Here is a 24,144-nt window from a genome sequence, read left to right as displayed (position 1 = left end):
CCCACCCCGCTATTTCAGAAAGTTATTAGGAGAAACACACCTTTTCCAATACTCTACAATCACCCGGATGGTCTCTACGAGTTCACTATAAGCGACTGGTTTTACAAAATAACCCTGTGCCAGTGCGTTGTATGCGCCTAAAACGATGTTTTGGTTGAGGCCAGTTGTGAAGTACAGGTAAGGAATGGTGAGCAGGTTGGTCTTGGCGTCGCCTTTTAATTTTCGTTTCAGCTCAATGCCATCCATGACGGGCAGATTGATGTCGGACAGGATCAGAAACGGCGCGGGAATATCGCCTTGCAGATAATGAATGGCGGAAGGGCCGTCGTCAAAATAAATGCGTTTATTGGTATAACCCAGTTCAACAAAAGCCTGCTCCATGAGGCTCTGATCTTCCAGATCGTCTTCAATAATAATAATCGAACCGTTTCTATTCATGTCAAGGGTAAGTGTCAGTTGGCAATAACGAAGTTAGCCGATTTTGCGGCAAAGCTGGCGAATAACTTCGAATTCCTGCGTAGACCACGTCAGCCCCAAACCGATTTTAGCGTGAGGAATGTGGGTTACCAAATCCTTGGCAACCCACATTTAATTCTAATACTTCAATTCCTTCAACTTTTTCGCAACGCGGTTTGCTACCAGCTGATATCCTTTGTCATTCAAATGGATTTCGTCGGTACTGTCGGCGGCGCGTAGTCCGCGGGGGAAATTCTTTTGGGCGATGTCAGATTCGTCATTTGAATCAGGTGTGTAATTGACTTCGCTCATTTCGGCGGGGGTGGGCGGTGTCATTTCGACGTATGCATTGCCGTATTTCGAAGCCAGTTTCTGGTTGATATCCATTACCTGATTGTAGTTGCTGGTGCCTTCATTGTCCGGGGTTGCCAGAAGGATACCAAGTACCACATACCGTTTTGGATCCGAAATGTAGGCGATGGAGCTGTCGAGGGCACTCATGATTTCGTCCTCGGCGTTGAAGTTGCCAATGTTGTTACGTCCATACCACAAAATCTGGGTGGCAGACCGCAGCCGTACGGCATCATCCAGTTCAAAAACCGAATCAGCCGGGATTTCAACATCACTTTCGGTCTCAGGCTTGATCGTATACACCTCATCTCCTTCAACTTTCCGGGTGATCGTGCATTTTACCCCAGCCACCGTTCCCGTGCGGCTGTAAGTATCATTGTTGATCGGTGTGGATAGAAATTCGTTGTTGATCTTGGTGACCTTTACTTCATTCACCCCGTCGAATTTGCCCTTGTCCACGGAAATTTTCAGCGGCATCCCACCTTGTCTGATGGCGATCGACAAGGCAATCTGGCCGACGATTCCGTCCGTGGCGACTGGCCGGGATTTCATTGCGGCAGCGACATAATTTCCATAAGGCATTGAGCCGCCCGCGCCAATGGTGAGACTGTCGCCGAAAAAGGCCAATGTCTTGTCGCCCACTGGTTCATAGTCGTCGGGATTTTTACCGCCTGTCCCCTCTTCCCCAACATTCCTTTTGGGGAACACCTCGTCGAGTAAACTGCTGCAAGAAGTCAGCAAACTTGTGGCCAAAATAGCCGCCCCAGATTGATGAAAAAATCGTCTGCGGGACAAAAAACGGTCCGGCCCCTTAGCGCCAGACTTAGTGTGATGGTCGTCGATCATTCGTTTAGAAGAACTTTGAGTTGATGAAGAGGGTGTTAAACAAGTCCCTCCTGCGGCATATCAATCAATAATCGTTCCAACTTTTTTCGAATTTTCAAACCTCATATTAGCCAAAAAAGCGACTTACGGTGACATATGAACGCAGCCCGCTATTTTGTTGTGTTACTAAATCCAGCTTATGACGTCTAAATTATAAATGGCGGTGAAAAGCTAGCACGATCAGCGCCATCATTTTTTTCGTCAATTTTTTAAATCCTCACAAAATGAGCTGGACAAGCATTTGGGTGCACATGGTATTTTCTACGAAGTATCGAACACCATTTTTAAATGACTCGATACGAAAACGGGTGTTTTATCACATGAAAGAAAATGCTGAGAAAAAAGACATTTGGCTAGATGTCGTTAACGGTTATCACGACCATGCACATTGTTTGTTCGTGCTGGGACGAGATCAAACATTAGCAAACGTGGCGCGGCTGATCAAGGGAGAGTCTTCTTGCTGGATTAATCAAAATAAACTGACCCGGGAAAAATTTAGCTGGCAGGATGATTACTGGGCCGTCGGTGTCAGTGAAACACACATTGCTCGCGTCCGGCAATATATCCTGAACCAGGAAGCGCATCACCGGAAAAAGACTTTTGAGGAAGAGATTGATCGTTTTAATAAAAAATACGGGTGGCAGCAGTTGAAGGATTGAATTTGCCGCGCGGTTTCTTAGCGTTAGCCGTCAGCTAAAGCTGGCGGTAAGAAAACAAAAATTGACTCCCCCTTTCCTTATCCGTCAGATAAATCTGTCGGCTAGCGAAGAAAACAAATCTTCCTCTCATTTTCCGTCAGCTTAAGCTGACGGCTATAGGGGGATGGAATATTGCGAAATCGCGGTACGAATGAATTTACATCGCCACCAGCCGCTTCACGGCAACAAACCTCTTGTGATAGTAGCTTGCATTGAGCAAATCGTAGCGGATGCCGCCTTTCCAGGCTGAGTGAATGAATTTTACGTAGCCGGGAGCAACTTCGGTGATTATACCAACATGCCCTATGCGGCTGCTTTTGGAGCTTTCGCCTTTGAAGAAGATCAGGTCGCCGGGCTTGGCGTCGTCGATATCGATGGTTTCGCCGTGCTCGGCTTGTGCGGCGCTGGAATGTGGCAGGGTAATGTTGAGCTTGTTGAAACAGTATCTTACAAAACCAGAACAGTCAAAACCTTTTTTGGAAGTGCCGCCGGAGCGGTATGGGATATGTAAATGTTTGTTGGCAAAGGTGACCAGCGACTGAATCGTACCGACGCTGTCTGCTGCGACGGTTTCTGATTTACTCTCGACCGGACGCAAAGCCTCCGCTTCGGACGGGTTGCTGAATGAAGAAACAGTTAGCAGGAGGGCAAAAACAACTATTGAACGAATCAAAAAATGCATGAACTAATGAAGGGTTCGGACTTTTACTGACAAACAATAGATTCTATGGTTTCAGATATTAAAAACCCTAGAAATGTAAAGCTAAACAGTTTTTTCTAATATCGGATTTTAATAAATCGTTAAATTTTGGAATATTTTGTAATTCACTTAGGTTTCAGCAAGTAGCACTGTTTTCGTTAAAGTAAAGGTTTAAGAGGCTTTTTGCCTACTTTTGCAGCCGAAACGAGCGTGCAGCATTTATTCAAAAACATTCAGATGAAAACAACCGACCGTTATCTTCAGCGCGGTGTGTCGGCTTCCAAGGAAGATGTGCATAAGGCCATTGAAAAGATCGACAAAGGCATTTTTCCAAAAGCTTTTTGCAAAATTGTCCCCGATACTTTGGCTGGCGACCCTGACTATTGCACCATCATGCACGCCGACGGCGCCGGGACCAAAACTTCTCTGGCGTACCTCTACTGGAAAGAAACCGGCGACATTTCGGTTTGGAAAGGCATAGCGCAGGATGCGATCGTAATGAATACCGACGACCTTTTGTGTGTCGGCGCGACGGGGCCAATGTTGTACTCCTCTACCATCGACAGAAATAAAAACCGCATCCCCGGCGAGGTGATCGCGGAAGTGATTAATGGAGCAGAGGAAGTGCTGGAAATGTTGCGCAGCTACGGCGTGGAAATTTATAGTACCGGCGGCGAAACGGCCGACGTAGGCGATCTGGTGAGAACAGTGACCGTCAACAGTACGGTGATTGCCCGGATGAAACGTTCGGAAGTGATTGATAATGCTAATATCCAGGCTGGCGACGTGATTGTGGGGCTGGCTTCCTACGGCCAGGCGACTTATGAAAATTTCTATAATGGCGGTATGGGCAGCAATGGTCTGACTTCTGCCCGCCATGATATTTTAGATAAATATTTAACCAAATATTCCGAAAGCTTCGACCCGGAAGTAAGTGAGGATCTGATTTACAGCGGCACCAAAAAACTCACGGACAATGTCGAGGGCGCGCCGGTGAATGTGGGCCAGCTGATCCTCTCTCCTACCCGCACCTATGCGCCGGTGGCCAAGGCCTTACTCGACGAGATGCGGCCAGACATTCATGGCATGGTACACTGCAGCGGCGGCGCGCAGACGAAAATTCTACACTTTGTTGATAACCTTCACATTATCAAGGACAATCTGCTTCCAGTCCCGCCACTTTTTAAACTGATCCAGGAAGAAAGCGGCACGAGCTGGCAGGAAATGTACAAAGTCTTCAATATGGGCCACAGGCTGGAAATTTACCTGCCCGAAGCCTTTGCGCAGCGCGTGATAGACATTTCAAAATCCTTCGGCATCGACGCGCAGATCGTGGGTAGAGTGGAAGCTTCGGAGAGCAAAAAGCTCACGATCCGCTCTGAATTCGGCGAATTTATTTATTGATTTTAGCTTAAATGTTTGAAAGCTTCCTGACCAGATCGGTTCAGGAAGCTTTTCTGATTTCATGACTGGTACAATCATTGCGATAGGCATTTTATTGTAGTATAAATTCTTTGTTCAACATAGAATTTATTTTGAAACAAATTTTGCCACACTTAAAATGATTGATGATGAAAAACTTTATCCTGCCAAAAATTGCGGTAACATTCATAATGTTGCTTTCCTACGCACTAATGCCAGCCCCGGCATGCTCGCAAAGTCCGGATGTGAGGATCGATTTAAATAATAACAACGGCTATATCAACGGTTTGTCAGCGGCGATCAATATGGTCCATGCAGGCGACGGCTCCAAGCGCATTTTCGTTGCCGAGCAAGGCGGGACTGTAAAAGTTTACCAGCAAAACGACCGGACAAACCCAACCATTTTTCTGAACATGAACAGCAACGGCCAGATCATCGGCAGCGGCGGCGAGCGTGGGTTGCTGAGCATTGCATTCCATCCGAATTATGCGGTAAACGGCTTTTTATATGTGTATTACACCAATGTGGCAGGCAACCTGGTGCTGGCTCGGTATACGGCTGCAACGCCTTCCGGCAATACTGTCCCGATTTCCAGCCGGGTGCAGATCCTCGAAATCCCGCATCCAGGCCAATCTAACCACAACGGCGGCGAGCTGCATTTTGGCTATGACGACGGATACCTGTATTTATCGACAGGCGATGGCGGAGGCAGTAATGATCCGAACGGAAATTCCCAAAATACAGCGTCGCTGCTGGGCAAATTGCTCCGTATAGATGTTGACGTTCCGGCCGGCTCACCACTGCCTTATGAAGTGCCGGCTGACAATCCCATCACCGGGTCGCTAGTGTATGCACGTGGATTGCGCAATCCCTTTCGATGGAGTTTTGACCGGGAATCGCATGATATCTGGATTGGTGACGTGGGACAAAATAATCGCGAGGAAATCGACCATTTATCTGCGGCAGACCTCAAAGGTGCGAATTTTGGCTGGCGGTGTTTCGAAGGTGAAATCGCCACGCCCACGATACCCAACCGCGACGGTTGCCCAACCCAGGCGAGCACGGTCGCACCGGTCTACACCTATCCCACCGGCACCGCGCGCGGAAGGTCGGTAATCGGCGGCGTGGTGTACCGCGGGGCGAGCTCGCCGCTCATGTACGGTTACTACATTGGAATGGACAATTCTTCGGGGCAAATCCATAAAATGCGGCCGGGACTTACGCCGGAGGCCTACCAGACTTCCCCGATCACGGGCATTACCGACATTGCGGAAGACGAAGACGGCGAGATTTACGCAGTGACCGGCAGCACCATCTACCGGATTTACACAGAAAGCCCGCTGCCCGTCAAGCTGATGAGCTTTTCCGGCGCGCCGGGCAATGAAGGTGTGAAGCTAACCTGGCAAACAACGACCGAAGAAGACTCAAAACTCTTTGAAATTGAGCATAGTGTGGATGCTATTACATTTGAAACGGTAGGCAAAGTTCCGTCGCAAAATTCCATCACTGGCGGCAGCTACCAGTTTTCTCACGCTACCAAAGAAGCCGGAATACATTATTATCGCCTGAAAATGATCGATACTGACGACACATTCGAACATTCCAGGATCATTGCTGTGGATACCGGCCCGGACGGACTGGCCGCAAATTTCATCCGGCCGTCGCTGATCACAAACCGGATCATGAACCTGGTACTCGACGAGCCTTTCGAATCCGTAGAACTGATCGGCACTGGCGGCCAGGTGATGCTACGGGAGGAAATCACAGGCAAAACCGGCGCGATCAACATTCCGTTTTCGTCGATCGCTTCCGGGATTTATTTGGTGCGGTTATCGGATCACGACCGTGTGGTGCAGCAGAAAGTGCTGGTGATGGAATGATAAGGCGGACGATTTTCTCAAAAAATACCAGATCACATCCCGCGATGTGAAATCCTATGCCATATCGCCGAAGGCCTCACCAGCCTCTGAATCGGCTAAAAGCTCTTATAGTGGGGTTACCATAAATAAGCATTGGCGGAATATTTGCCGGAAATTGAATATTTACATCTCGGTGGGGTTGTTGAGTTTTGTGAGGAAGAATCGGTTGATGTATTGATTACTTTTCAGCAATAAAAAATAATTTTGTAGTAACGGGATAAATCGAACTTTTTGAGAATATGACCTAAACCTTAAAACCCAGCGGCACGGGTTATTGATACAGCGTTATTCTCCAATATATAAGGTTGCTGATAAAGGCTCTTAAATAGTTTTGTTTCCAAGAGGCTGCGTTGATATTGAGTAATTGAATTATAAGTAAGACTACCAATTTCGATATTAATTTTCATTTGGTTAGTAACAATTTTCATATTGTCCTCTCCTTTTAAGGCAGGTTTTACATTCTCAGTTAGTTCCAAATCCGCTTCGATAACTTCAATCCATTTTTGTTTAATATCGTTAAGAGATGGAAGTAAAGATATTTTCTCTTCAAAAATATCCTTTATACATTTCAATAGATTATTTCCTATCGCATTATTGAACTGCCCAATTTCCTCTTCGGTTAAATTTTGATGATAATACTTACTCAAAGAATCGGATTTGTTAATCCATTGGCCTAGCGGTATTTGATTAATTGAACGTAAAATGCTCCCTTCAAGAATTGCATATTCTATTCCATAATGATAATCTTGTAATCGAACAACAATCATTAAGTCAACAGAAAACGGATTTTCTGCAACTTTAAACTCTTGAAATCTAATATTGTAAACCTCAAAAAAATCGTCTTTCTGATAGTTGTGAAAAATGTTCCCAATTTCACCAAGAAAGCTTATCGAGGAATAATACCATTCTCCAATTGCTTTGTCGAAAAATCGCTTTTCCTCATGATATGACATGAAGAGATCTTTAAATTCAGATATTGATTCTAACAACTTGACAAATAGAGGATAAACAGATTCTTCATACACCACATGCTGAGCTTCCAGAGACCGCTTTACCTCTATCTTATCCCGCCTTGCCTCTACCTCTTTTTTAAAAAGAGTAATTTTCTTTCTCAAATCACTAGGATCGTCAAGGCTTTCTCCATTTGCACCTCGAACATAAACATTAAGTGAAGAAATAAGAGCTTCCCCTATATAACTAACAAATGGCTCATAAATCCCAATATCTGCCTGACTTAAAGCCGCAAAATATTCATCTTTTTCACTATTCTTTACAACCGCAGGCGGGTAGCCAAATCGCATCAGAATTAAATTCATCAATAGCCGACTCATCCTGCCGTTTCCATCATCAAAGGGATGAATTGCTGTAAATCTATGATGAAATATAGAAGCAATTACAAGAGGATGAAGCTCTGCTATGCTGGATACTTGTTTATACCAGTTTAAAAGATCATTCATCAGAAATGGTGTGTCCTCCGGCGTCGCATAGTAGTGGATTTCACCAGTTCTGGTTTCTACATGATTTGGCATTCGCTTATACTCGCCCAGGTGTATTTTCCTTTGAACAGTTCTCCCATCCTCGGCTTTTGACAAATTTTCATAGGGCTTAACCAAAAGCATCTCATGCATGCCCCGGATCTCCTTTTCAGTGAGCTCTTCTCCGTGCTGGACAAAATGTGCCAGATAGTCAATCACCTGATTATGTCCTTCGATGTCAAAATAATCTTTAAGGGGTTTGCCTTTCGCTGTTACGCCGTGCATCAGTAGTGCCACCGTTTCTCCATAATCCAGAGAATTTCCCTCGATGGCGTTCGAATTGTAGTTCCACTCCAATCTCAATTTTTGCATAATGCGACCCTCGACGTCCTTTGCCAAAGGCCTTAAAGCATCAATTTTTTCTCTCAGAGAATTGACTTCTTGAATGACTTCCAGATCGTTAAGAGCTGAAAAAGATTCATTAATGATTAACTCCATTTTGAAGCAAGATAGGATATGTCTTATTGCGAATTAGCCGGTAGGCCAATTTATGCAATATAACCGGATTTAGGAATTTGCTTTTCTACCTACAAAATCTGCATATTCGCATTCCTATTAATACTAAGTCTTATGAACAATCTTGCAAGAAATGCCCTGTTATGGTGCGGGTCGGCGAAAGCCCCCGGATGTTTACTTAGTAACATTAGGACACCTAAAACAGGGCGCCCCAGTATCCATCCTATAATATCTAAGTACAATGAACAAACCAATTCCAGACGGGTCTCCGGACTTGTCACAACAAGCTTATGCCCAGCTCATTGAGCAGCTTTTCGAGCTCAATAAGCCTGCCGAGATGGCAGAACATCTTTGGGAGATTTATAGCGGGTTTCAGATGTTTGACCATCAAACAGGTTATAATCCCCGAAAGCTGGACATTTACTACACCTTTCGTGATCTGGTATTTTTCTGTCAGAATGTGGCAGCGATGAAGGCAGCTTAAACTGTCAACCTGAGCGGACAGGGCAACCGGTCCGTTCAGGTTAATATTAATTATTCCTTTGCAAACCCCACTTTAATCTCTCTAACCTCCCGCACCCACCGCGCCGGTTTCCTATCATGCGACACTATCATACGGAACGGCCCTTCGCCATTTCCAAGCGGCTGGCCGTCTTTTTCGAAAGCTACCATGATTGTCTGATCTGTAAACTCAGGATCGACTTCCGCCAGGGAATAGATCACTTCGTAGCCGTCGGCGGCTTTGATGAGGGCGAATTTGGCCAGGCTTTTGCCTCGCAATTTCGCGCCAGTGGTTACGCCCGCTTTTTCCAGGATTTCGATTAATGCTACGCCTTTGAAGTCGTGTTCGGTTCCGTCGCGGTCTTTCATTTTCTGGGTTACCGGCCTATAGGCGGAGAAATCTTCTTTTTTCAATATCAGCGGCGTAGCTACTTCTCCGCTCACGCTTAATGTTTGACCAAAGGAAAAATTGACCAGAATAATAGAAAGTGCGGCAGTAGCGGCGATTCGGGAAAGGAATGTTTTCAGCATTTCAAAGTGCGCTTTAAAAATGAAAGAAAGAATTTCAAGCGATATGTACGTACGGATATATCGCAAAGATAAACAGTGAACATTTAAATCAATAGCTTAAAATTCAGATCAATGCCTGAATTTCGTTTTCAGTGGAAATCACCTCCTGTAGCCTGGCGTCGAGTCTTTTATAGGCTGCGATCACGTTTTTTGCCGTTTCGGTCAGCTCGGTGCCGCCGCCCTGCTGGCCGCCTTTGTGGGTGATGACGTAAGGTTTCTGGCCGTGGGTGTTCATGTGGTCCACCATTGCCCAGGCTTTTTTGTACGACATCCCCATCGCTTTCGCCGCCTGCACGATGGAGCCGGTTTCGGCAATGCGTTCGAGCAACTCCACCCTGCCGGGACCAAAAAATTTCACGTCGTCGATGAAAACCCAATGCCGAAAATGTACGCTGATATTTTTGTCCATGATGTGCTGGTTAAGATCTTTCAAAAATAGGGACTTTGACCGCAAAAGCAGAAACAGGCTGCTTTGAGCTGCTTACAGCCGGTATTTCAGCTTTTTACTTCTACATTTGCGATTGAGCATTTTTGCGCTCTGCACCCTGATAGCTAACATTCATTTTTGAAAATACTTTAACACACAATGGGTTTTTGCCTGCTGCCTTTTTCTGTTGTTCTGATATTCGTCTTTTTCTTTCTCAGGTCGCGGCAGGCGGGCATTTATACCAATATCCGCCGGTCTTTTATCTTTTCTTTGATCGCCAATGCCGTCCTGATTTTCGGGTTTAATGAGCTGGCGTCTGCATTTAACATCCTGAATTCCAGTGCTGCTATCATTTTCTGGTTATCAGAGGTTGTCGCGGTATCCGGTTTTTTATTTTATCAAAATTCAATTAGTAAAATCAGTTTCTCGAAACTGGGCACATTAAGAAATGCTATCAAACTATCGGGATTTTCAAAAACCAATAAAATCATCGTTGCTGCGGCCCTTGTTTTTTACATAATTCCACTCCTTTTCCTCAGCATTTACGCATCGCAAAACAATTTTGACTCCCACAGCTACCACCTCAACCGCATCCTGATCTGGATCCAGAATGGCAATCTCGACCATTTCCCGACGGTACATTTGCAGCAAACCTATCTCAATGTTTTTGCCGAATACCTCGCGCTGGACACGTTCCTCCTCGCCGGCTCCGACCAGTTTACGGGTATCATTCAATTTGGCTCATTTTTAGGATCGCTGGCGGGGATAAGTCTTTTGGCAAAAAGATTTGGATTAAAACAAAACGGGCAACTGCTGGCCGCAGCATTGCAGCTTACATTACCCATCGGGATTTTCGAAAGTACCTCCACGCAGGTCGATTACTGCGCCTGCTTTTTCTTTGTCCTCTTTGTTTATTTCGGTTTTGAGCTGCTGCAAAAACCTTCGAATTCCACACTTTTTGTATTCCTGCTTTCGCTGGCTTTCGGTGGTTTTTCCAAATACACCATTTTTATTTTCGGGCTGCCTTTTGCGGTTTATTTTGGTTTCCGTATCCTGCTGCAATACCGGATTGCGTATGCTTTGAAAGTTTTGGTGCTGGCTGTCATTTTGTTGGGAGCGATTTTCGCGCCATTTTTTTACCGCAACTACGAAATCTTCGGGCATGTGATGCGGCCTTTGCGCGGGACGGCTTTTGCGTCGGAGGAATTGCCGGTGGATAAATATGGTTTGAAATACACCATTTCAGGTATCGTCAAAAATGCTTCGCTGAGCCTCGGTTTGCCGGATACGCGTTTTAATCAATTTCTGGAAAACAAGATCCGCGATTTTCATCATTTGATTGGTGTGGATGTGGACGATCTGGGCTTGCGGCTGGATGCTTTTACGGTGAAATATTCGGTGCATGAGGATATGATCCCGAATACGCTGCAACTTTGGATGATTGTTTTGTGCAGCATTCTTTTATTTTTTATAAAAGGCAATACAGAGTTTAAATGGCTGTGGATCTGTGCGGTACTGGGTTTTGTATTGTTTTGCACGCTGATGAAATTTCAGGCGTGGAGCACGCGGACACAGATGCCATTCTATACCATGGGCTCGCTTTTGATTGCCTATGTTTTTGTTCAAAAATTGAACTGGAAAATTGTCTGGCTGGCGGTGCCCATGATGCTCATTTCCAGTGTTTTTGTTTACGGTAACCCCAATAAAGAAATCGTTTCTATCAATTTTTTTACAAGGAAAATGCTCGGCCACATTCCGGTAGCTATTTGCGAAACCGGCGGCGCGCAGCAGGAATTGTATGAAAAAACGCTAGGTGCTTACTATGTTTTTCCGGGTGAAAATCATTGTCACCCGCTGAGAGACTGGCCGGGTTATGCCGAGCGGCGGAAAGTTTTTTCGCTGCTGGAAAAAGTGGGTTATTATGATGAAGATAAAGCTTCCAACATTTTCCGGATCGACCGCGCCCATGCGTATTTCCTGAGCCACCCGGATAATTTTGCCAACTTCAAACCGATACTCGATCAGGTCGATTGGGAACATAAAAATGTGGGAATACTCTTCCGTCAAAATGGTTATTACGACTATTGGGCAGCGATTTCCACCAAAACTGCGCATCCCGGCAAGATGCAGTACATCCGCTACAAAAAGGAATTCATGACGTTGCCCAATGCGCAGAAGGAATTTTGCTACGATTACATTCTATCGGACCTTCCCGCTGAGTTGGCGGCATTTGTCCCCGCTGCCAACATTGATACCATTTACACCACGCGGTTATTTCAATTGGTCAAATTGAAGAAGCCCAGTTGCGAGCGTAACCTGTATTGACGGTCGCAATCCTGAATTTTCCCGTAAATTTGCGCCATCATTTATCCACCCAAAACGCCTGCTATTTTGAAACTCTGGCAAAAGGAAAATACGATTACCTCTGAAAAAATTGAAAAATTTACGGTCGGCAAAGACCGTGAAATGGACCTCCATCTGGCCGAATTCGACGTCCTCGGCAACCTCGCCCACGCGACCATGCTGGAAACGATCGGCCTGCTGACAGCCGAAGACCTTACTGCATTGAAGGCCGAGCTGAAAGTGATCTATGCCGAAATTGAAAAAGGCGAATTTGTGATTGAGGACGGGGTAGAGGATGTACATTCTCAGGTAGAGTTGCTTTTGACGCGGAAACTGGGCGATACCGGCAAGAAAATCCATAGCGGACGCTCGCGGAACGATCAGGTGCTGGTGGATATGAAACTGTATACCCGCGCGCGACTTTTTGAAGTGGTGCAGGCGACGGAAAAGCTTTTTAATGTGCTGGTTCAAAAATCAGAAGAACATAAAAATGACCTGCTGCCCGGTTATACGCATTTGCAAATTGCGATGCCGTCTTCTTTTGGACTGTGGTTTGGGGCTTACGCCGAGGGTTTGATCGATGATATCATTCAACTAAATGCAGCTTACCGACTCGCCAACCGCAATCCGCTGGGTTCTGGCGCAGGTTATGGTTCTTCCTTTCCTTTAAATCGCACATTGACAACCGAGTTGCTGGGTTTTGAAGGCATGCATCACAATGTGGTTTATGCGCAAATGAGCCGCGGACGCACTGAGCAGGCAGCATTAACAGCAATTTCTTCTCTGGCGGCCACGGTTTCCAGACTGGCGATGGATGTTTGTTTGTACAATAGTCAAAACTTCGGCTTCATCATTCTCCCCGACGACCTCACGACCGGCAGCAGCATTATGCCGCACAAAAAAAACCCGGACGTAGCTGAACTCCTGCGCGCTAAAACCAACAGGATGAAAGCATTACCGATGGAAGTGACGATGGTGCTGAGCAACCTGCCGTCGGGTTACCACCGCGATATGCAACTTTTGAAAGAGATCCTGATGCCGGCATTCGACGAAATCCTGGATTGCCTGGATATCGCCGCATTCATGCTGGAACATTTGAAAGTGAAGCAAAACCTGCTCGACGACCCGAAATACGACTTGCTTTTCAGCGTGGAGCGGGTGAATGAGCTGGTGATCAGCGGCGTACCTTTCCGGGACGCGTATAAACAGGTAGGCGCCGAAATTGGCGACGGAAGTTATGTCGCGCCGCGTGAATTGAAACATTCTCACGAAGGCAGCATTGGCAACTTACAGTCTGCTGAAATCCGTGAGCGGATGCAGCGGGAAATTGCGGTTTTCGGATATGACAAAGTGCAGGCTGCATTACAAAAGCTGATCAGTGAATAAGTATGGTAGCATTCAGGGCAGGCGCTGTGGTTTCTGTTACGGTTTGGATTTTGGGATTTACATTAAATCCTGATCAAAAACCTGTCCCTGAACAACCGACTTTACATATTACCGCGCCTGACGGAAGGCAACTGGCGATGCAATATTGCCAGCGGTGCCATCTTTTTCCGGAGCCTGATTTGCTGGATAAAACTACCTGGCAAAACAACGTTCTGCCGAATATGGGTAGGCGGCTGGGAATTCCGGTGGCGAATGCTGACCAACTCATCGAGCCGGAACCGGCGGATCAGGAAATTATCAAGCAACTCAAAATTTATCCTGAAAAACCTTTAATTCCCGAAGCCGACTGGCAGAAAATCGTGGATTATTATGTAGGTACCGCGCCTGCCGAACCACTTCCGCAAAAACCTTACACCGCGCCGATTGAAGAGCTTACCTTGTTCAAAGCTGCTACGGTATCGATTGGTGATAAGTCAGTTCCAAAAACAACCTTACTCAAATACGATCCGGTTTCTTCGAGGCTGTACATTGGCGACGACCAAAATGCCTTGTACGCGCTGGACAGCACATTCCAGCTGGCCGATAGCTGGTGGATTGACACAGCACCGACGGACATTGATTTTCCTAAAAATGCGCCGCCGCGATTATTGACCATCGGTAAATTCAACCCGTCGGACCAGAAATTGGGAAGGTTAATGTCGCTTTCCAAAACAAAATTGCCGGCCAATGCGGTGAACATTCAAAACCTGCCGCGGCCGGTGCAGTTTACAGCGGGTGACCTGAACCTCGATGGGAAAGAGGATGTGATGATCTCTGGTTTTGGAAACAATGTGGGCAAATTGTTCTGGCTGGACGGTTTTCAGCCTGAAAAAGAACATATCCTGAAAGAATTACCGGGTGCGAGGAAAACCGAAATCCTCGATTTGAACCGGGACAAAAAGCCGGACATCGTCGCCTTAATGTCGCAGGCCTGGGAAGGGGTTTCGATTTTTTATAATGCTGGAAATGGGAATTTTAAGGAAAAGCAGGTGCTGAAATTTCCACCTTCTTATGGTGTCAATTATTTTGAAATGGCGGACTTCAATAAGGATGGTTTCAAAGATATCCTGCTAACAAATGGGGATAACTGGGACTTATCGCCGATCCGAAAGAATTACCACGGGGTCCGCATTTACCTGAATGATGGGAAAGACAATTTCAAAGAAACCTGGTTTTACCCGCTCTACGGCGCCAGCAAGGCAGTAGCGCGGGATTTTGACAACGATGGTGACCTAGACATCGCGGCGGTTTCATTCTATACAGACCTCGATAATCCAGCCCATGCATTTGTGTATTTGTCCAATGAAGGAAACCTCAAATTCAAGCCTTCCGCCACGCCCGAGGCGATTAATGGAAAATGGATGACCATGGAAGCCGCTGATTTCGACAAAGACGGCGACGTGGACATTGTACTCGGCTCCTACTTCCAAACCCTGGGCGAAATGACAAAGCTGATGTCGCACGGCGTTCTTACATTCCCGCAGCTTTTGATTTTGACCAACCAGAAAAAGTAGGCACAAAAAAATGGCCGACGCTCTGGCCGGCCATTTCAACATTCAATTCACTTTATTTCAAAGACTATTTCACATCCCAGAAAAGCTTGGTAGTCAGCTTGTCGCTTTCGCGTACCAAAGCGTAGTTGTCGGTATTGTAGGTGATCTCGTTTCCTGGGTAGTTCCATCTCACAGGAGGCGTAGTCTGGTTGTTGGCATTGTCCGTCTGGAATGTTAGCGCTGGCAGATCCAGTCTGCGGATATCCGCCCAGTTTTCGTAAGGCTGAACCACATTGTAGTGCAACCACTTCTGGGTAGCGATCAGGCTTAGTTTCGCAGCGCTGGTTGTTGCTTTTGTCCAGTTTACAGCGTCAGTGGCGATGTAAGCGGCAATCTGCGCATCGGTTGGCGAAACCGGTTTGGTACCCAATGTTGCATTGCTCAGGTTTGCAATTGCTGTGTAAAATTTCACAGATTGCGAGATGGCAGTTTCATAAGCTGTTTTAGCAGAACCATCCACACCAGTTCTCAGGTAATATTCCGCTTTGATCAGGTTAATCTCCGGCGCATTGATGATCACACCTGGGAAAAACTGGTTGGAGCTCAACACATAACGGTTGTAGATTGATACGGTACCCGTGTTAAAAAGCGCAGTTTGCGTTGCAGAAGTACCGATCGGGTCGATACCGATGTAAGCGCCTTTTGCATTTTCTCCCGGCTCAAAAAGCAGTTTCAGACGTGGGTCGGAAGTGCTGTTCATGAAGTCGATCATTTTCTTGCCAGCCGTGTTACCGTACCAGCCAGCCGAAGCCAGACCATCCTGGAAGCCTTTGGAGTTAACGTCTGTATTCACATCATACACATTGATCTGAATGTTCTGGTCATTGGTTTCAACCACAGGGTAAGTCGCAGGATTGTTCAGGATCTCAGCAATTTCAGTATTTGATCTTCCGGAAAAAGTAGCGGCAGCAGAAACACGGTTCAGCATGCGCAGACGCAGGGAGTTTGCAAAACGCTTCCACATTGTGATATCGCCTTTATTAACAAAATCCTGGGTCTGGAATCCTTTCAGGTAACCTGCACCTACTGTAATGGTATTCAGTTCAGTAGCGATGGCTTTCAAATCGTCCAGCATCATCGTGTAAAGCGATTCAGGCGAATCGAACTTTGCATTTGAACCTGCATAATCCCCACCATTTGTGCTCAGCATACCCGCTTCTGTGAAAGGGATCGCGCCGTGCAGATCCACCATACGCTGGGTATAGTTGTACAGATAAACTTTGGCGGTGAGCATGAAAATCCTTTTCGCAGCCTGCTCTTCGGCAGGTCTTGAATTATAAATCTTTTCAAGCTCGCGGTACTGCGCAAGGGAATTGTAATAGTTGAACCACATATCCTGCACACCAGCCGATGCGGGTACATATTGTCCCGATTCGTTTGGCCAGCCTACTGCCTGGTTGTAGCGGCTCAATGTTGTTCTCAGGGTTACGAAATACTGTCCGTAGCCTGGAAGGATGTAATCTTTGCTCGCGAACAAGAATCCTGTATACTGCTTCTCAACTGTTGACTCAGCAATTTTAGACGGATCGGCATACCTTTCGGTGAACTCGGATTCCTTGCAGGATGCTGCTACCAGCATAAGTCCTGCCAATATGAATGATGATATTTTTTTCATTGTCATGATCAGATTTGAAATTAGAAGCTGGCTCTCAACATTACACCCATCGTGCGGAATGAAGGGTTACTTCCCGCATTGTTGATGTTCTCGTACCACCGTGAGCTTACGCTGGTTTGTTCAGCATCCATGTCTTTGATGGTTCTGTACAAGAAGAAGAGGTTACGGCCAAACACAGAGAGTGATACATTCTGAGCTCCGATTTTTCTACCCCAGGTCGCCGGCAGTCTGTAAGCAAGAGAAAGCTCGCGCATTTTGAAGTACGTGTTTTCCTGTACGTACAGCTCGTAACGTGCGTTACCGTATTGAGGACCACCCCAGTTGTAAGTCGCATTGTAGTAAACTGCCTGCGAAACTACGTTCGTGTTAGTTTCGCCATTGGCTGTCACACCTTGCATCAGCATACCGTCGTGGTAAACCGGCTGACCATTTGGACCTGCGCTCTCGGTAGTTTGAACACCATTTCCGGCTGCGTCCACATAGTAAGAAAGACCGCCGTGCTCTGTATCCATTGCATTCAAGCTTTCTTTTGTCAAACCTCTTGAAGTCATCCAGTTGATACCGGTTGGCATCAGGTGACCGCCTACACGGAAGTCAATTACCGCATCCAGCGTAAAGTTTCTGTAACTGAAACTGTTGATAAAACCACCTGTCAGTTTAGGCATTGCATTACCTACCTTGATCCAGTTATCGCCATCCAGCTGGTACAAACCATTTGGTCCAACCACGCTTTCACCTTTATCGTTTTTCAAAACACCGTGTGCAAAAATGTCACCCATCGGACGGCCCACTACGGAGCGGATCTGCGCAGCATTACCATCGAAATCGGCATGCAATAACTCGGTAGAACCGTTAGCCAGTTTCTCAACCTTGTTTACGTTTCTCGACAGGTTCAGGGTAAGGTCCCAGTTCAGGTCGGTGGTTGTTTTTGCTCTCAGCGGGCTTACGTTGAATGCAACTTCAACACCCTGGTTGCGCAATGTACCAATGTTGGCAAGAATAGTTCTTGCACCAGAGGTCGCAGCAATGTTCAAAGGAAGGATCTGGTCAACGATCTGTGCATTGTAGTAAGCGATGTCCAGTCCGATGCGGTTGTTGAACAATTTCGTTTCCAAACCGAATTCAAATTCACGCTTCTGCTCAGGACGGATTTTATCATTGCCATAATCGGAGCTGATCGTCGTGTAAAGTACCGATTGGCCGCCTGGCTGCTGAATGTTCAGCGATCCCTGCTGGTAGGCATTGTTTGCCTGGTAAATGGTTGGGTAGTTACCCACGATACCGAAAGAACCTCTCAGTTTACCATAGCTCAGGAATTGAGGCAGCTGGAATGCGTCGGAGAACACAAAGCTGGCATTCACAGAAGGATAAACAAATGCATTGTTTCCTTTCGCCAAAGTAGAAGTGCGGTCTCTGCGGATCGTTCCTTCCACGAAGAAAATGCTCTTGTAGTCGAAGTTAACTGTTCCAATGTATGCGTCGCGCAGCCAGCGGCTTCTTGTCTGTGCGCCGCCTGGCGTATTCACACTCGCAGAAATATCGAAGAAATTCTCTGTGCTCAAACCGCCATTTACTGATCTTGACACAAATGTGTTCAACTGCCTGTTGGCAGAATAACCTCCTAAAACTGACAATGTCACATCAGACGCCAGCTTCTTTGTATATGTTAAAAGAAGGTCACCGTATACGTTGTTGTACTGGTTGTTGTTCATTCCGAAACCACCTGAGTAACCGAAAGCCAGAGGGACGCTGCTGTAATCATGGTTTTCCAATCTTTCGGAAGTATAATCCGTAGCAATACGTCCGCGCAGTTTCAGGCTTTCCAGGATCTGCCAGTGCTGGGTAATGCTGGCAATAATACGGTCGCTGTATTCAAACGACTGATTTTTTCTGGTGCTCCAAACGTAATCCGCGATATCGGATTTGAAACCATTGTAAATAATGTTTTCACCAGGCGTGAGGCTTGGGTTAGTACCCGTTACGTATTTGTAGCCGAGGCTTGTTTGATATTTGTCAAAATACCAGTCAGCCGACTCGAACCGGTTCATCATACCTGTAAAGTTGTTGATCATACGATCCACTTTGTAAGGACGGTTGCGGGTAGTCTGGTTCACGTAATTCACCATCAAATCCGTAGTCAGCTTTTTGTTCAGATTAAAGCTCGCATTCAGGTTTGCGATGTTCTTGCTGTTTTTGGAATTATAGCTGATCATTCCGTTGTCCTGACGGGTAAACGAGAAACGAATGTTTGCGTTGTCAGTCGATTTGGAGATGGAAAGGTTGACATTGGAGCTGCTCGCATTTTCGAACAAATCGGCGTAGCTGTTTCCTGATGGAGAGTACGGGCGGATTTTTCCGTCGAATGCCATCACAGGCTGTCCGTCGAATTTAGGACCAAAGTTTACCGTAGCACCCAACAAGCCACGGGTTTCTTTTACACCGTCACCGTTGGTATCATAGTAGATAAATCCCGCCGCATCCTGACCGCCATCGTTGTAGTTCAAAGGATAACCCGGACCTCTTACATCCTGGTAACGTGGCAGATAAGCAATTTTATCAACATTGTAGCTGGCGCTGAAATCAACACCGATCCCTTTTTTTCCTTTACCGGTTTTGGTAGTAACAAGCAGCACCCCGTTCACCGCCTCAGATCCGTAAAGCGCAGCAGCAGAAGCACCTTTCAATACTGAAATGTTCTCAATATCAGCAGGGTTCAAGTCCAGAAGACCATTACCCCGAATACGCTGATCGTTCCAAAAGTCACCGTTACGCGCTTCACCGTTACGTATTGGAATACCATCCAAAACGATCAATGGCTGCGTGTTACCTGTAATTGAGCTGAAACCGCGGATGTTGATACTCACACCCGAAGTAGCTCCACCCGGCGTTGCGTTGATCGTCACACCCGGAGCCTTACCGTACAATGCAGTTGCAAAGTTGGGGGAAGCGGTTTTCACCAGAGCGTCGGCATTTACAACCGACGTAGCATAACCCAGTGCGCGTTGTTCCTTGGCAATACCAAGCGCGGTAACCACCACTTCACCAAGCTGGTTGGCATCTTCTGTCAGCGCAATGTCCAGGACAGTCTGGTTTCCAATAACTGATTCAATGGTTTTGTAGCCGATGTAGGAGAAAACCAATGTGTTACCGGGAGCAGCAGCCAGGCTGAATTTTCCCATAACGTCGGTCGTGGTACCATTCGTGCTGCCTTTAACCAGCACAGATACCCCCGGAAGTGTGGAGCCATCGGCTGCTGATTTGACCGTTCCTGTAATCGTTTGAGCGAATACAGGAGCACTTGCCAGCATAAACATGACGACAAGCCTAAGTAAATTTTTGCCCATAAATGAATTAAGTAATTATTGAGGATTAGAAAATTAACACAATTTTAACAGTAATTTTTTTAAAGCAAACTTCATTCTTAAAAAAAATTACTAATTGTTCGGAAATAACTGCATCTCGCAATAAGATATTGCATCAATCCGAAAAAAGAGGAAGAGTATTTGGGATATAAGGGTGACGGCAGATATTACCCTAATTTTACGAAATCAGGTGGGCAAGGTTTGTTGCTAAATCGATTTCCGTAAATCCAGGAATCAGATTTCTAATTACGGACTCACATTATAATGTAATGATCGTCCCCGCCAGCCCCTCAACCGCCTGCAACAAATCAGCCGCGTGGCAAATCGTTACTGTTGAAACACCGGCTTCGAGTGCTGCGAAGGAGCTGTCCAGCTTGGGGATCATGCCTTTGTTGATGACGCCGGTGGATTTGTAATCGGCGTAAGTAGGCGGCGTGAGGGAGGAAATTACTGCGTTGTCGTCGTCAGGGTCGGATAGGACGCCCTTTTTTTCGAAACAATAGATCAGTTTTGTTTTGAAGAATTGGGACATCGCTACTGCCGTACCCGATGCCATGTTATCGGCATTGGTATTCAACAATAAACCTTCCGAACTGTATGTGAGCGGCGCGATCACCGGGATAAGTCTGGAAGTGAGCAGGGCGTTGATCTGCGTACCGTTTACTTCTTCAATGTCTCCTACGAATCCGTAGTCGATGGTTTTCACGGGACGCTTTACCGAGCGGATAATGCCGCCGTCGGCTCCGGTGAGGCCGATTGCATTGCAGCCCGCAGCCTGTAACTGGACTACGAGATTTTTGTTGACCAAGCCACCATATACCATTGTTACTACATCCAGCATCGGTTTGTCGGTGATCCGGCGGCCTTCTACCATTTGTGTTTCTATCTGCAAGCTGGCGGCAATCTGCGTTGCGATCTTGCCGCCGCCATGTACAAGTATCTTGGGCGCATTGATTTTCGCGAAGTCGTTCAGAAAAGCGGAACATGCCTCGGGGTTGTCGATTACATTGCCGCCGATTTTAATGATATATAAGGATTGGGACATCTGGGCCGGATTTATTGTGTCGGGATTCGAAGGCGGCAAAGTTAGCACAAACGCATTGTGACAGAAATGTGAATTTTAAATGATGAATTTTTTTAGCAAAATTACGTTGACTAACTCAAACCGGTGCGCGGTGCCGGTGAACCGCAGATGTATCCCACCAGCTATATGAAAAGGCGTTTTTTCTTCCTTCTGATCAGTGTTTGTTTTTTCCTCACGCAAACAACTTTTGCGCAAATTCAGAAAGCCAAGGCACATTGGACCTATACTTTTTCTAAACCCGAAGTCAAAAAAGGTGAGACCGTCGACCTGATTTTCAGCGCGACGATCGATAAGGATTGGTATATGTATTCCTCCGATTTCGATCCCGACCTGGGGCCGATGCTGACGACTTTTACATTTGAGAAGAACAATACTTTTGAGGTATCCGGGAAGCTTAAACCACAGAATCCGAAGACTAAGTTTGAAGAAGTTTGGGGTGGAAATGTTCGTTATTTTGAAGGAAAAGGTGTTTTTATACAAACAATAAAAGTACTCGCCGACAATCCGGTGATCAAAGGCACCTCCGAATACCAGACTTGCAGCCACGTAACCGGCTTATGTATCCCCGGAAATGAAGATTTTGAATTTAAAGGATTAAAAGTAGCGAGTGTCGGCGGAGCAACGCCCAATGTTGGCGCAGTAGTTGGCACGCAGGATTCTTCAACAGCCGTAGTCGCAACTCCGACGGATAATCTGGTCGATTCCGCATTTTCAAAAGATGCTCAGGGACCAGATTCTGCTTCAAAATCGGCCACCATTAAAACATCTGCAAATTCCGATGATCCTGCGGCAGGCAAATCATTGTGGGGTTTTGCGCTGGCTGCCTTTCTGTCCGGTCTGGTGGCTTTGTTGACTCCCTGCGTTTTCCCGATCATCCCGATGACCGTCAGCTTTTTCACCAACCAGGAAAAAGGCAAACTGAAAGCGCTCATATACGGCATATCGATTGTGCTGATCTATACATTAATAGGTACCGTAGTTTCACGGCTTAATGGTCCGGCTTTTGCCAACTTTCTGAGTACCCACTGGCTGCCGAACCTGCTCTTTTTTGGTATTTTCTTTGTCTTTGGACTTTCATTCCTGGGACTTTTCGAAATCGTTCTACCAAGCGGCTTTGTCAATAAAATGGACCAAAAAGCCGATCAGGGTGGTTATGCCGGGGTTTTCTTTATGGCATTTACCTTGGTACTGGTATCATTTTCCTGCACGGGACCAATCGTCGGGAGTTTGCTGGTAGCCTCGGCGGGTGGCGAAGTCGTGAAACCGATCATTGGCATGGCGGCATTTTCATCTGCTTTTGCAATTCCCTTTACCTTATTTGCGCTTTTTCCGCAGTGGCTGAAATCTTTACCAAAATCGGGCGGCTGGCTGAATACCGTTAAGGTGGTTCTGGGCTTCCTGGAACTTGCCTTAGCATTAAAATTTTTCAGCATCGCCGATCAGGTTTACCACTGGCGGTTGCTCGACCGTGACATTTACCTGGCATTCTGGATCGTGATTTTCAGCTTGTTGGGGTTTTATTTATTAGGAAAAATCAGGACGCCGCACGATTCTCCGCTTGAAAAAGTAAGTGTCCCAAGGCTTTTATTATCGATCGTCACATTCACATTCGTCGTCTATATGATCCCCGGCATGTGGGGCGCGCCGCTCAAAGCATTGGCCGGCTACCTTCCTCCGCAGCATACCCTGGATTTTGATTTAAACAAAAGAACCGCTGGAATCGCCTCCACCCTACCCCCCGGAGAATCCCGCAAATACGCAGACCTTTTTCATCTCCCCCACGAGCTGGATGGTTTCTTTGACTACAAAGACGCGCTGGCCTACGCCAAAAAAGTCAATAAACCCGTTTTCATCGACTTCACTGGTCATGGCTGTGTGAACTGTCGGGAAATGGAAGCCCGCGTATGGGTTGATCCGGCAGTGCAGCAACTCCTCCGCAATGATTTTGTGATCGTAGCATTGTACGTCGACGACAAAACCGAGCTCCCGGAAGCCAGCTGGTACACTTCGAAATACGATAACAAAGTCAAAAAAACCATCGGCGCCCAAAATGCTGATTTGCAGATCGTAAAATACAACAACAACGCCCAGCCACATTACTGCCTGGTAGATCACGAAGGAAACCTGCTGGTACCGCCAAAGAATTACGATTTGAAGCCTGAGAATTTTGTGGCGTTTCTAGAGAGCGGGAAGGCGGCGTTTAAAAAGTAGTATCTTTCTTTAAATTTTAGTTTATGGAAGAGTTGGCAAAGAAAGCGGCAGATTTTTTCAAGGACAAGCCAGTAAAAAAAGCTTATGTCTTTGGCTCGACCGCGCGGGGCGAACAAAACCTTTCCAGTGACATTGATATCCTGGTCGACCTGGATTACGAAAACGGTGCCGATTTTTTTACTTTTTTGGATATGCGCGACCAGTTATCCGAGTTACTTCAAACACCGGTTGACCTGGTGAGTTCAAATGGTCTTTCTCCCCATATTAAGCCTCATATTGATCAGGAAAAAAAACTGATTTATGAAAAGAGCTGACTTCGATGAGGCTCGCCTGCTGCACATTGCGGAAGCGATTGGTTACATACAAACCTTTACTATTAATAAAACGAAACAGGATCTTTACTCCGATCCGATGCTCCGATTTGCGATCGAACGTCAACTGGAAATTATCGGCGAGGCTGCCAATCATTTATCCGAAAACTTCAAAACTACGATACCGGAAATTGAGTGGCAGAAAATCATTGCATTCAGGAATTTCATCGTCCATGAGTATTTCGGAGTCGATCTTGAATTAGTCTGGGATATTGTCGCCAACAAGATACCCGAGCTGAAAGCTGCTTTGAAACTATAAT

At 46.3% G+C, this 24,144-nt stretch carries 19 protein-coding genes; 10 read left to right on the top strand and 9 right to left on the bottom strand.

Annotated elements, in window-relative coordinates; translation table 11 throughout:
* Positions 1-9 precede the first annotated feature (9 nt).
* Together FEN17_RS12415 and FEN17_RS12410 are read right to left on the bottom strand one after the other, a co-directional pair.
* The gene (locus tag FEN17_RS12415) at positions 10-438 is read right to left on the bottom strand and encodes a response regulator (protein ID WP_138365678.1); all 429 of its coding nucleotides are present in this window, start codon (positions 436-438) and stop codon (positions 10-12) included.
* A 156-nt stretch (positions 439-594) separates the two neighbouring features.
* The gene (locus FEN17_RS12410; RefSeq protein WP_229208804.1) at positions 595-1,653 is read right to left on the bottom strand and encodes an SGNH/GDSL hydrolase family protein; all 1,059 of its coding nucleotides are present in this window, start codon (positions 1,651-1,653) and stop codon (positions 595-597) included.
* A 263-nt stretch (positions 1,654-1,916) separates the two neighbouring features.
* Between FEN17_RS12410 and tnpA the strand changes: the two genes are divergently transcribed.
* Complete coding sequence (gene tnpA / locus FEN17_RS12405; protein WP_138365677.1) at positions 1,917-2,351, top strand: IS200/IS605 family transposase; 435 nt, start codon at positions 1,917-1,919, stop codon at positions 2,349-2,351.
* A 196-nt stretch (positions 2,352-2,547) separates the two neighbouring features.
* On the opposite strand, the gene FEN17_RS12400 is transcribed toward tnpA, so the two are convergent.
* On the bottom strand, positions 2,548-3,072 hold the full coding sequence (locus tag FEN17_RS12400) for a C40 family peptidase (RefSeq protein ID WP_138365676.1): 525 nt from the start codon (positions 3,070-3,072) through the stop codon (positions 2,548-2,550).
* A 255-nt stretch (positions 3,073-3,327) separates the two neighbouring features.
* Between FEN17_RS12400 and FEN17_RS12395 the strand changes: the two genes are divergently transcribed.
* Together FEN17_RS12395 and FEN17_RS12390 are read left to right on the top strand one after the other, a co-directional pair.
* The gene (locus tag FEN17_RS12395) at positions 3,328-4,494 is read left to right on the top strand and encodes an AIR synthase-related protein (RefSeq protein WP_138365675.1); all 1,167 of its coding nucleotides are present in this window, start codon (positions 3,328-3,330) and stop codon (positions 4,492-4,494) included.
* A 164-nt stretch (positions 4,495-4,658) separates the two neighbouring features.
* On the top strand, positions 4,659-6,392 hold the full coding sequence (locus FEN17_RS12390; RefSeq protein ID WP_229208803.1) for a PQQ-dependent sugar dehydrogenase: 1,734 nt from the start codon (positions 4,659-4,661) through the stop codon (positions 6,390-6,392).
* Between the two features lie 290 nt (positions 6,393-6,682).
* Here FEN17_RS12390 and FEN17_RS12385 read toward each other — a convergent pair whose 3' ends face one another.
* Positions 6,683-8,404: a Fic family protein gene (locus FEN17_RS12385; RefSeq protein ID WP_138365674.1), complete on the bottom strand. Its 1,722-nt coding sequence runs from the start codon at positions 8,402-8,404 to the stop codon at positions 6,683-6,685.
* A gap of 259 nt (positions 8,405-8,663) precedes the next feature.
* On the opposite strand from FEN17_RS12385, the gene FEN17_RS12380 reads away from it, so the two are divergent.
* Positions 8,664-8,906 carry a hypothetical protein gene (locus FEN17_RS12380; RefSeq protein ID WP_138365673.1) on the top strand — a complete coding sequence of 81 codons (243 nt, stop codon included), beginning with the start codon at positions 8,664-8,666 and terminating at the stop codon, positions 8,904-8,906.
* Positions 8,907-8,956: 50 nt separating this feature from the next.
* Here the strand turns inward: FEN17_RS12380 and FEN17_RS12375 are convergent, their stop codons facing one another.
* Complete coding sequence (locus FEN17_RS12375; protein ID WP_138365672.1) at positions 8,957-9,454, bottom strand: molybdopterin-dependent oxidoreductase; 498 nt, start codon at positions 9,452-9,454, stop codon at positions 8,957-8,959.
* 103 nt (positions 9,455-9,557) lie between these two features.
* On the bottom strand, positions 9,558-9,902 hold the full coding sequence (locus FEN17_RS12370) for a winged helix-turn-helix domain-containing protein (RefSeq protein ID WP_138365671.1): 345 nt from the start codon (positions 9,900-9,902) through the stop codon (positions 9,558-9,560).
* Positions 9,903-10,079: 177 nt separating this feature from the next.
* On the opposite strand from FEN17_RS12370, the gene FEN17_RS12365 reads away from it, so the two are divergent.
* The 3 genes from FEN17_RS12365 (at position 10,080) to FEN17_RS12355 (ending at position 15,202) form a co-directional block, all read left to right on the top strand.
* Positions 10,080-12,245 carry a glycosyltransferase family 39 protein gene (locus FEN17_RS12365; RefSeq protein ID WP_138365670.1) on the top strand — a complete coding sequence of 722 codons (2,166 nt, stop codon included), beginning with the start codon at positions 10,080-10,082 and terminating at the stop codon, positions 12,243-12,245.
* 66 nt (positions 12,246-12,311) lie between these two features.
* Positions 12,312-13,649, top strand: coding sequence for an argininosuccinate lyase (argH, locus tag FEN17_RS12360; protein WP_138365669.1), 1,338 nt, complete (start codon positions 12,312-12,314; stop codon positions 13,647-13,649).
* A 2-nt stretch (positions 13,650-13,651) separates the two neighbouring features.
* Complete coding sequence (locus FEN17_RS12355; protein WP_138365668.1) at positions 13,652-15,202, top strand: FG-GAP repeat domain-containing protein; 1,551 nt, start codon at positions 13,652-13,654, stop codon at positions 15,200-15,202.
* A gap of 64 nt (positions 15,203-15,266) precedes the next feature.
* Here the strand turns inward: FEN17_RS12355 and FEN17_RS12350 are convergent, their stop codons facing one another.
* The 3 genes from FEN17_RS12350 to argB all read right to left on the bottom strand — a co-directional run bounded on the left by FEN17_RS12350 (position 15,267) and on the right by argB (position 21,263).
* On the bottom strand, positions 15,267-16,856 hold the full coding sequence (locus FEN17_RS12350; RefSeq protein WP_310589759.1) for a SusD/RagB family nutrient-binding outer membrane lipoprotein: 1,590 nt from the start codon (positions 16,854-16,856) through the stop codon (positions 15,267-15,269).
* A 20-nt stretch (positions 16,857-16,876) separates the two neighbouring features.
* Positions 16,877-20,200 carry a SusC/RagA family TonB-linked outer membrane protein gene (locus FEN17_RS12345; RefSeq protein ID WP_138365666.1) on the bottom strand — a complete coding sequence of 1,108 codons (3,324 nt, stop codon included), beginning with the start codon at positions 20,198-20,200 and terminating at the stop codon, positions 16,877-16,879.
* A 277-nt stretch (positions 20,201-20,477) separates the two neighbouring features.
* Positions 20,478-21,263 carry an acetylglutamate kinase gene (gene argB / locus FEN17_RS12340; protein WP_138365665.1) on the bottom strand — a complete coding sequence of 262 codons (786 nt, stop codon included), beginning with the start codon at positions 21,261-21,263 and terminating at the stop codon, positions 20,478-20,480.
* A gap of 165 nt (positions 21,264-21,428) precedes the next feature.
* On the opposite strand from argB, the gene FEN17_RS12335 reads away from it, so the two are divergent.
* The 3 genes from FEN17_RS12335 to FEN17_RS12325 are packed head-to-tail and all read left to right on the top strand — an operon-like array spanning position 21,429 to position 24,143.
* The gene (locus tag FEN17_RS12335) at positions 21,429-23,513 is read left to right on the top strand and encodes a protein-disulfide reductase DsbD family protein (RefSeq protein ID WP_138365664.1); all 2,085 of its coding nucleotides are present in this window, start codon (positions 21,429-21,431) and stop codon (positions 23,511-23,513) included.
* A gap of 23 nt (positions 23,514-23,536) precedes the next feature.
* A complete protein-coding gene (locus tag FEN17_RS12330; protein WP_138365663.1) occupies positions 23,537-23,827 on the top strand; it encodes a nucleotidyltransferase family protein in 291 nt (96 codons plus the stop codon).
* Positions 23,814-24,143: a HepT-like ribonuclease domain-containing protein gene (locus tag FEN17_RS12325; RefSeq protein ID WP_138365662.1), complete on the top strand. Its 330-nt coding sequence runs from the start codon at positions 23,814-23,816 to the stop codon at positions 24,141-24,143. The genes FEN17_RS12330 and FEN17_RS12325 overlap by 14 nt, the downstream gene beginning before the upstream one ends.
* The last annotated feature ends 1 nt before the right edge of the window (position 24,144 follow it).

It is taken from the genome of Dyadobacter luticola (assembly GCF_005860805.1).
GTDB lineage: Bacteria > Bacteroidota > Bacteroidia > Cytophagales > Spirosomataceae > Dyadobacter > Dyadobacter luticola.
The sequence above is the reverse complement of the archived record's forward strand: the minus strand, read 5'-3'. Positions and strand labels throughout refer to the sequence as shown.

Bases quoted from the DNA above. Each gene is read 5' to 3' on its own strand.
- FEN17_RS12415 (WP_138365678.1), bottom strand. From the start codon at position 438: ATGAATAGAAACGGTTCGATTATTATTATTGAAGACGATCTGGAAGAT.
- FEN17_RS12410 (WP_229208804.1), bottom strand. From the start codon at position 1,653: ATGATCGACGACCATCACACTAAGTCTGGCGCTAAGGGGCCGGACCGT.
- tnpA (WP_138365677.1), top strand. From the start codon at position 1,917: ATGAGCTGGACAAGCATTTGGGTGCACATGGTATTTTCTACGAAGTAT.
- FEN17_RS12400 (WP_138365676.1), bottom strand. From the start codon at position 3,072: ATGCATTTTTTGATTCGTTCAATAGTTGTTTTTGCCCTCCTGCTAACT.
- FEN17_RS12395 (WP_138365675.1), top strand. From the start codon at position 3,328: ATGAAAACAACCGACCGTTATCTTCAGCGCGGTGTGTCGGCTTCCAAG.
- FEN17_RS12390 (WP_229208803.1), top strand. From the start codon at position 4,659: ATGATGAAAAACTTTATCCTGCCAAAAATTGCGGTAACATTCATAATG.
- FEN17_RS12385 (WP_138365674.1), bottom strand. From the start codon at position 8,404: ATGGAGTTAATCATTAATGAATCTTTTTCAGCTCTTAACGATCTGGAA.
- FEN17_RS12380 (WP_138365673.1), top strand. From the start codon at position 8,664: ATGAACAAACCAATTCCAGACGGGTCTCCGGACTTGTCACAACAAGCT.
- FEN17_RS12375 (WP_138365672.1), bottom strand. From the start codon at position 9,454: ATGCTGAAAACATTCCTTTCCCGAATCGCCGCTACTGCCGCACTTTCT.
- FEN17_RS12370 (WP_138365671.1), bottom strand. From the start codon at position 9,902: ATGGACAAAAATATCAGCGTACATTTTCGGCATTGGGTTTTCATCGAC.
- FEN17_RS12365 (WP_138365670.1), top strand. From the start codon at position 10,080: ATGGGTTTTTGCCTGCTGCCTTTTTCTGTTGTTCTGATATTCGTCTTT.
- FEN17_RS12355 (WP_138365668.1), top strand. From the start codon at position 13,652: ATGGTAGCATTCAGGGCAGGCGCTGTGGTTTCTGTTACGGTTTGGATT.
- FEN17_RS12350 (WP_310589759.1), bottom strand. From the start codon at position 16,856: ATGAAAAAAATATCATCATTCATATTGGCAGGACTTATGCTGGTAGCA.
- FEN17_RS12345 (WP_138365666.1), bottom strand. From the start codon at position 20,200: ATGGGCAAAAATTTACTTAGGCTTGTCGTCATGTTTATGCTGGCAAGT.
- argB (WP_138365665.1), bottom strand. From the start codon at position 21,263: ATGTCCCAATCCTTATATATCATTAAAATCGGCGGCAATGTAATCGAC.
- FEN17_RS12335 (WP_138365664.1), top strand. From the start codon at position 21,429: ATGAAAAGGCGTTTTTTCTTCCTTCTGATCAGTGTTTGTTTTTTCCTC.
- FEN17_RS12330 (WP_138365663.1), top strand. From the start codon at position 23,537: ATGGAAGAGTTGGCAAAGAAAGCGGCAGATTTTTTCAAGGACAAGCCA.
- FEN17_RS12325 (WP_138365662.1), top strand. From the start codon at position 23,814: ATGAAAAGAGCTGACTTCGATGAGGCTCGCCTGCTGCACATTGCGGAA.